Here is a 6,856-nt window from a genome sequence, read left to right as displayed (position 1 = left end):
CGCCCCGGTGGCCTGGGCGCGCAGGTGGCGGGTTCCCAGCCGTGGTGGGTCGCGGTGCTGTGGTGGGCGGGCCTGGCCGCCGCGGGCGCGCCGGTGCTCGGGTGGCGGGCCCCCGTGGCCGTCGCGCTGGGCGCCGCGCTGGTCGTGGTGCTGTCGTGGCACACCGCCCGCCGCTTCGGCGGGGTCACCGGCGACGTGCTGGGCGCCGCCACCGAGCTCGCGACCACCGCGGCCCTGGTCGTCCTCTCCACCACCTGACCGTCGAGAACGACGTCGTCGTCAGTTTGGACCGGTCCAATCGACAGCAAGGTCGTTCTCGACGGGGTCAGGCCGGGACGAGGGTGCGCATCCAGGAGTGCGTGTCGGGGGCGGAGCCGCGCTGGATGGCGGTCAGCAGCTCGCGCAGCCGGGCGGTGACCGGGCCGGTGGCGCCGTCGCCGACGACGACCTCGCCGTCGTTGTGCTTGACCCGACCGACCGGCGTGATCACCGCGGCCGTACCGCAGGCGAACACCTCGGTGATCCGGCCGTCGGCGCAGCCCTCCAGCCACTCCTGGGCCGAGATCCTGCGCTCGGTGACCTGGCAGCCCAGCTCCTTGGCCAGCACGAGCAACGAGTCGCGGGTGATGCCGGCCAGGATGCTGCCCGACAGCTCCGGGGTGACCACCTCGACCGAATCACCCGAGCCGAGGACGTAGAACAGGTTCATCCCGCCCATCTCCTCGACCCACTTCCGCTCGGCGGCGTCGAGGTAGGCGACCTGCTGGCAGCCGTGCTCGGCGGCCTGGGCCTGCGGCAGGAGGGACGCCGCGTAGTTGCCGCCGCACTTGGCGGTGCCGGTGCCGCCGGGGGCCGCGCGCGTGTAGTCGGTGCACAGCCAGACGTCCACCGGCTTGACCCCGCCCGGGAAGTACGCGCCGGCCGGGGAGGCGATGAGCATGTAGAGGTACTCCGACGACGGCTTCACGCCCAGGCCGACCTCGGTGGCGATGAGGAACGGACGCAGGTACATCGACTCCTCGCCGCCGGCCGGGGGCATCCAGGCCCGGTCGGCGGTCAGCAGCTCGGACAGCGAGCCGAGGAACAGCTCGTCGGGCAGCTGCGGCATGCCCAGCCGCACCGCCGACGACCGGAACCGGGCCGCGTTCTCGGCGGGGCGGAACGACGCGACCGAGCCGTCGGGCTGCTGGTAGGCCTTGAGCCCCTCGAAGATCTCCTGGCCGTAGTGCAGCACGGCGGTGGCCGGGTCGAGCGCGATGGGGCCGTAGGGCACCACCGCCGCGTCGTACCAGCCCCGTCCTTCCGCCCACTTGATGGTGACCATGTGGTCGGTGAAGTACCGACCGAAGCCCGGCGCGGCCACGATCTCCGCGCGCCGGACGGCCGGCACCGGGGAGGGATGGGGCGTCCGGGAGAACTGCGCGCTCATGGGGTGAACGGTACCCGGGAGGGCAACAGTCGGACGTCCCAGCAACCCCGCCCGGCGGTGGCCGGCCTCATCGCACGTGGGACGGCACGAACGGCGGCTTCACCACGGTGCAGGCCAGTTCGCGTCCCCGCACGTCGACCACGACCTGGTCGTCGACGCCGACCCCGGCGTCGGAGTCGATCAACGCCAGGGCGATCCCGGTGCGCAGCGTCGGCGAGAACGTCCCCGACGTGGTCACGCCCACGCGCTTCCCCCCGGACAGCACGTCCATGCCGGCCCGGGGCACGCCGCGCCCGGTGGCCCGCAGCCCGCGCAGCCGCCGCGCCGGGCCGGCCTGCTTCTCGGCCAGCAGCGCCTCCCGACCCCAGAACGCCGGCTTGGACCAGCCCACGGCCCAGCTGCTGCCCGCCTGCAGCGGCGAGATCGCGGTGGTCAGCTCCTGGCCGTGCAGCGGGTAGCCCATCTCCGTGCGCAGCGTGTCGCGCGCGGCCAGGCCGGCGGGCCGCCCACCGACCCGCTGGGCGCCGGCCAGCAGCGCGTCCCACACCTCGCCCGCCCGCGCGGCCGGCACGATCAGCTCGTAGCCCCGCTCCCCCGTGTAGCCGGTGCGGCACACCCACACGTCGTCGGCGACGGTGAACGCCATGTAGCCCAGCGCCTCGACGACGTTGCGCCCGTTGAGCGGTCCGAGCAGGTCGCCCACCAGCTCCGGCGAGCGCGGCCCCTGCACGGCCAGCACGGCCAGGTCGCGGTGGCGGTCGAGCACCTCGACGCCGGCCGGTGCCTCGGCGCGCAGCAGGCGGGCCACCTCGGCGGCGTTGGCCGCGTTCGGCAGGACCAGCACGTCGTCGGCGTCGACCAGGTAGACGATCACGTCGTCGACGACGCCGCCGGTGTCGGTGCAGACCAGGTTGTACTGCGCCTGGCCGGGCTCGATCCGGCCCATGTCCGCCGAGAAGCACCGGTCGACGAACGCCGCGGCGCCCGGCCCGGCGATCGACAGCTTGCCCAGGTGGCTGACGTCGAACACGCCGACGGCGGTGCGCACCGCGGTGTGCTCGGCGACGGTGCCGTCCGGGTAGGACAGCGGCATCGACCAGCCGCCGAAGGCACCCATGGACGCACCGAGGGCGGTGTGCCGGTCGTGCAGCGGGCTGGTCAGCAGGTCGGACTCCACGGGCGGGGACGCTACTGCCCCCGGTGCGCGCCCGTCGCCCCCGCTGGCTAGGCGGTGACCCGCGCGGCCAGCCCGTCGCCCTCCCAGCGGAGGTACCGGCGGGTGAGCCCGCGGGTCAGCCGGGCGATGACGGCGCCGACCGGGCCGTGCTGGACCAGCCGCAGGGTGACCTCGGCACCGCCGGGGACCTCGCGGACCCAGTGCTCGCCGAGCGTGCGCACGCCGGGTGCGCGCGACTCCCAGGTGAACCCGCGCTCGTCGTCGAGCTCGGTGACCGTCCAGGTGACGGTGGGCAGCTTCGGCTGGGCGACCACGACCCGGCTGCCGACGGCCAGCGGACCGCCGTCGAGCCGGCGGGCGGAGCGGATCGACGGGGTCCATTCCGCCCAGCGCTCGACGTCGAGGACCACCGGGACCACCGCGGCGGGGGCGGCGTCGATCACGACCACGTACTCCTCATGTACCACGTGGTACACCGTACCATGTGGTACATGAGCGCCCGGGACGATCTGCTGGCCGCGGCGGTCGCGCACGTGACCGAGCACGGCGTCGGCGAGATCAGCCTGCGGGCGCTGGCCGCCGAGCTGGGCACCAGCCACCGGATGCTCATCTACCACTTCGGCTCGCGCGACGGCCTGCTCGTCGAGGTCGTGCGGGCCGTCGAGAGGCGCCAGCGCGCGCGGCTGGCCGAGCTCATGGCCGACACCACGCTGACGCCGACGGAGCAGGCCCGGCGGTTCTGGGACGACCTCGTCGACCCCGCGCAGTGGCCGGCCGAGCGGCTGTTCTTCGAGCTCTACGGCCAGGCCCTGCAGGGCAGACCGCACGCGGCGCCGCTGCTGGACGGCATCGTGACCGACTGGCTCGACCCGCTCACCGACCTGGCCGTGCGCGCCGGGGCACCGCGCGAGCAAGCCCGCGCCGAGGTGCGCCTGCAACTGGCCGTCGCCCGCGGCCTGCTGCTCGACCTGCTGGCCACCCGCGACGTCGAGGGCGTGCGCGCCGCCGCCGAGGCGTTCCTCAGCCGCGTCCCCAGCGGGGGCGCAGCAGGGTGACCGCGGTCCACCCCACGGCCAGGGTGACGGCGCTGACGAGCACCGGCGTCGGCGGCAGCAGCACGGCCAGGCCCAGGCACAGCACCAGCCCCAGCCACGCCGTCCAGCGGGGCCAGCGCCGCGCCGCTGGCGGCAGCCGCAGCGCCGCCAGGTTGATCACCGCGTAGTAGACGAGCACCGAGCAGGCCGACAGCGCGATCGCCGCAGCCGGCCCGGCCACCACGGTGAGCGCGACCGCCACCAGCCCGCCGACGGCGTCGGCCCGGACCGGCGTGCCCCGTCGCCCGATCCGCCCCAGCCCGGCCGGCAGGTCGCCGCGGTGGGCCATCGCGACCGTCGTGCGGCTCACCCCCACCAGCACCGACAGCAGCGCCGAGCCCGCCGCGACCGCCGCGCCCACCCGCACCAGCACGCCCAGCGCGTTCGCCCCGTTGGCGTCGACCAGCACCACCAGCGGGGACGGCTCCACGGCCAGCCGCTCGGTCCCGAGCCCCACCAGCAGCGCGACGGCCACCAGCAGGTAGGTCACCAGCGCCACGCCCAGCGCGATGCCGATGGCCCGGCGCAGCGTGCGCCCGGGGTCGACGACCTCACCGGCGAGCGTGGCGATCCGGGCGTAGCCGGCGAACGCGAAGAACACCAGCCCGGCCGCGGTGAGCACGCCGAGCACGCTCGGCTCGCCGACCCCCGGCGCCGGCTCGGGCGCCGGACCGGGCACCTCGGACCCCGGCCCGCACAGCCCGACCACGACCACCGCCAACAGCACCACCAGCGTGCCGCCGACCAGCGTGTACGCCCCGCGGGCGGTCCAGCGCACCCCGGCGCTGTTGAGCACGCTCACCACCACGACCGCGGGGATAGCCGCCGTCAGCGGCTGCGAGGGCAGCACGTAGCCGCCGAACACGCCCGCCGCCGCGGCCGCCGACGAGACCTTGCCCACCACGAACGCGACCCCGGCCAGCCGCCCGGCACCCGGCGAGAGGCGCTCGTGCCCGTAGACGTAGCCGCCCCCGCTCTCGGGGTGGGCGACGGCGAGGTCGGCCGTGGAGGCGGCGTTGCAGGCGGCCACCACGGCCGCCAACAGCACCGAGACCAGCAACCATGGCCCCGCCGCGGCCGCCGCCGGCGCCCACACCGCGAACACACCGGTGCCCAGCATGGCCGCCAGTCCGAGCACGACGGCGTCCGTCGTCCCGAGCCGGCGCTGCGGTGCTCCGGACGTCATCGGGTCAGGGTGGCAGGAGAACCTGCCCGATCCGGGCGCACCGGGGTGTCATTAGCATTTCGAAGCGATCTCGCGGTACCTCTCACCGCGCCAGCCCCGCCCCTCGACCGATTGTGAGATGGCCGCCGTGTCCGCCCCAGAGTCCACCCACGCGTCCCAGACCGCGTCCACCGAGGTGCTGCTCGGCACCGGGTCGCCGGCCACCGCGACCGCCGAAGCGGTGATCGTCGGCCTGCTCCCCGCCGGCACCGACCAGCCGCCCACGCTCGCCCCCGGCGCCGACGCGATCGCCGAGGCCTTCGACGGCGAGCTGCTGGCGCTGCTGGCCCTGGCCGGCGCCACCGGCAAGGCCGACGAGGTGACGAAGATCCCCACCCGCGGCACGCTGGGCGCCCCGCTGCTGGTCGCGGTCGGCCTGGGCAAGCCGGAGGACGGCGACGCCCCCGCCGCCGAGCAGGTGCGGCGCGCGTCCGGGTCCGCGGCCCGCGCCCTCACCGGCACCGCCCACGCCGTCAGCACCCTCGGGCGCACGGACCTGGCCGCGGCCGTCGAGGGCACCCTGCTGGGCGCCTACGCGTTCCGCGAGTACCGCACCAATGGCGGCGCCCGCGGGCCCGTCGGGCGCGTCGAGTTCCTGTTCGACGCCGTCGACGACGCCCAGGAGGAGCTGCTCCGCCGGGCCACGGCCGTCGGCCGGGCCGTTCGCCGCGCCCGCGACCTGGTCAACACCCCGCCCAACGACCTGTTCCCGGAGAGCTTCGCCGCCCGCGCCGTCGCCCTCGCCGAGGCCGCCGGCCTGGACGTCGAGGTGCTCGACGAGGCCGCGCTGGCCGAGGGCGGCTTCGGCGGCGTGCTCGGCGTGGGCCAGGGCTCCTCGCGCAAGCCGCGGCTGGTCCGGCTCACCTGGTCCGGCGGCGACACCCCGCGCAAGAAGGTCGCACTGGTCGGCAAGGGCATCACCTTCGACACCGGCGGCATCTCCATCAAGCCGGCCGCCGGCATGGACCACATGACCTCGGACATGAGCGGTGCCGCCGCGGTCATCGCGACCACCGTGCTGGCCGCCGAGCTGGCGCTGCCCGTCGCCGTCACCGCGACGGTGCCGATGGCCGAGAACATGCCCAGCGACACCGCCTACCGCCCCGGCGACGTGCTGCGCATGTACGGCGGCAAGACCGTCGAGGTCCTCAACACCGACGCCGAGGGCAGGCTGATCCTGGCCGACGCCATCGTCCGCGCCGCCGAGGACTCCCCCGACTACCTCGTCGAGACCTCCACCCTCACCGGCGCCCAGCAGGTCGCCCTGGGCATGCGCACCGCCGGGGTGATGGGCAGCGACGAGTTCCGCGACCGCGTCGCCGCCCTCGCCCGCGCCACCGGCGAGGACGGCTGGGCGATGCCGCTGCCCGGGCACATGCGCGCCGAGCTCGACTCCCGCGTCGCCGACATCGCGAACGTCACCGGCGCCCGCTGGGGCGGGATGCTGGTCGCCGGGGCGTTCCTGCGCGAGTTCGTGCCCGACGGCCTCGCCTGGGCCCACATCGACATCGCCGGCCCCGCGTTCCACGCCGGGGGGCCGTACGGGTACACGGTCAAGGGCGGTACCGGGGTGCCGGTGCGGACGCTGTTCGCGGTGCTGGCTGATATCGCCGAGAACGGGTGACACCTCATCGAGGCGCCTTCGGCGCGTCAGGGGCCTCCGGCGGCGCCTGCGGCGAGCTGTTGAGGGACCTCCGGCGGCTCCTACGCGGCGGGCGACCTCTGATCAAGCAGGGGGCCGGCCCCTGCCGGGAGTGGAATGGCCGCTCCGCGGCCGAGCGGGGCAGGCGGGGCGTCCTCGCAGCGCCGGGTGGGTGACACGGACGGTGACGCCGGAACGGCGCCCCCGCGCCCGCCCGGCCGTCTTCGCAGGGTCCCCACGGTCTTCGCAGGGTCTACGGCACCTGCGAGGACCCCACCGCCCCTGCGAA

Annotated in this window: 7 protein-coding genes; 3 read left to right on the top strand and 4 right to left on the bottom strand. The window is 75.5% G+C overall.

Translation table 11 applies throughout. The annotated features are described in order from the left end of the window. On the top strand, positions 1 to 258 hold a 258-nt coding region (locus KIK08_RS20565; RefSeq protein ID WP_214404832.1), incomplete at its 5' end, for an adenosylcobinamide-GDP ribazoletransferase. Positions 259 to 325: 67 nt separating this feature from the next. On the opposite strand, the gene KIK08_RS20560 is transcribed toward KIK08_RS20565, so the two are convergent. From KIK08_RS20560 to KIK08_RS20550, 3 genes are all read right to left on the bottom strand, one after another. Then, positions 326 to 1,429 (bottom strand): branched-chain amino acid aminotransferase, encoded by a 1,104-nt coding sequence (locus KIK08_RS20560; RefSeq protein ID WP_214404831.1) that lies wholly within the window; start codon positions 1,427 to 1,429, stop codon positions 326 to 328. A 67-nt stretch (positions 1,430 to 1,496) separates the two neighbouring features. Then, entirely contained in the window at positions 1,497 to 2,606 is a 1,110-nt protein-coding gene (gene gcvT, locus KIK08_RS20555; RefSeq protein WP_308257760.1) for a glycine cleavage system aminomethyltransferase GcvT, read from the bottom strand. Positions 2,607 to 2,653: 47 nt separating this feature from the next. Next, positions 2,654 to 3,073: an SRPBCC family protein gene (locus KIK08_RS20550; RefSeq protein ID WP_214404830.1), complete on the bottom strand. Its 420-nt coding sequence runs from the start codon at positions 3,071 to 3,073 to the stop codon at positions 2,654 to 2,656. Between the two features lie 24 nt (positions 3,074 to 3,097). Here KIK08_RS20550 and KIK08_RS20545 point away from each other — a divergent pair, with 24 nt between their 5' ends. Then, a complete protein-coding gene (locus tag KIK08_RS20545; protein WP_250557418.1) occupies positions 3,098 to 3,661 on the top strand; it encodes a TetR/AcrR family transcriptional regulator in 564 nt (187 codons plus the stop codon). On the opposite strand, the gene KIK08_RS20540 is transcribed toward KIK08_RS20545, so the two are convergent. After that, a complete protein-coding gene (locus tag KIK08_RS20540) occupies positions 3,627 to 4,886 on the bottom strand; it encodes an APC family permease (protein WP_214404828.1) in 1,260 nt (419 codons plus the stop codon). The two genes, KIK08_RS20545 and KIK08_RS20540, sit on opposite strands and share 35 nt — an antisense overlap. A gap of 175 nt (positions 4,887 to 5,061) precedes the next feature. On the opposite strand from KIK08_RS20540, the gene KIK08_RS20535 reads away from it, so the two are divergent. Next, entirely contained in the window at positions 5,062 to 6,549 is a 1,488-nt protein-coding gene (locus KIK08_RS20535) for a leucyl aminopeptidase (protein WP_308257761.1), read from the top strand. Positions 6,550 to 6,856 lie beyond the last annotated feature (307 nt).

Source organism: Pseudonocardia lacus, from assembly GCF_018531445.1.
Classification (GTDB): Bacteria; Actinomycetota; Actinomycetes; order Mycobacteriales; family Pseudonocardiaceae; genus Pseudonocardia; species Pseudonocardia lacus.
Note: the sequence above shows the minus strand (reverse complement) of the source record. Positions and strands in the feature narration are given on the sequence as shown.

Excerpts from the sequence above, each read along its gene's own strand:
- KIK08_RS20560 (WP_214404831.1), bottom strand. The coding sequence starts at position 1,429 with ATGAGCGCGCAGTTCTCCCGGACGCCCCATCCCTCCCCGGTGCCGGCC.
- KIK08_RS20540 (WP_214404828.1), bottom strand. The coding sequence starts at position 4,886 with ATGACGTCCGGAGCACCGCAGCGCCGGCTCGGGACGACGGACGCCGTC.
- KIK08_RS20545 (WP_250557418.1), top strand. The coding sequence starts at position 3,098 with ATGAGCGCCCGGGACGATCTGCTGGCCGCGGCGGTCGCGCACGTGACC.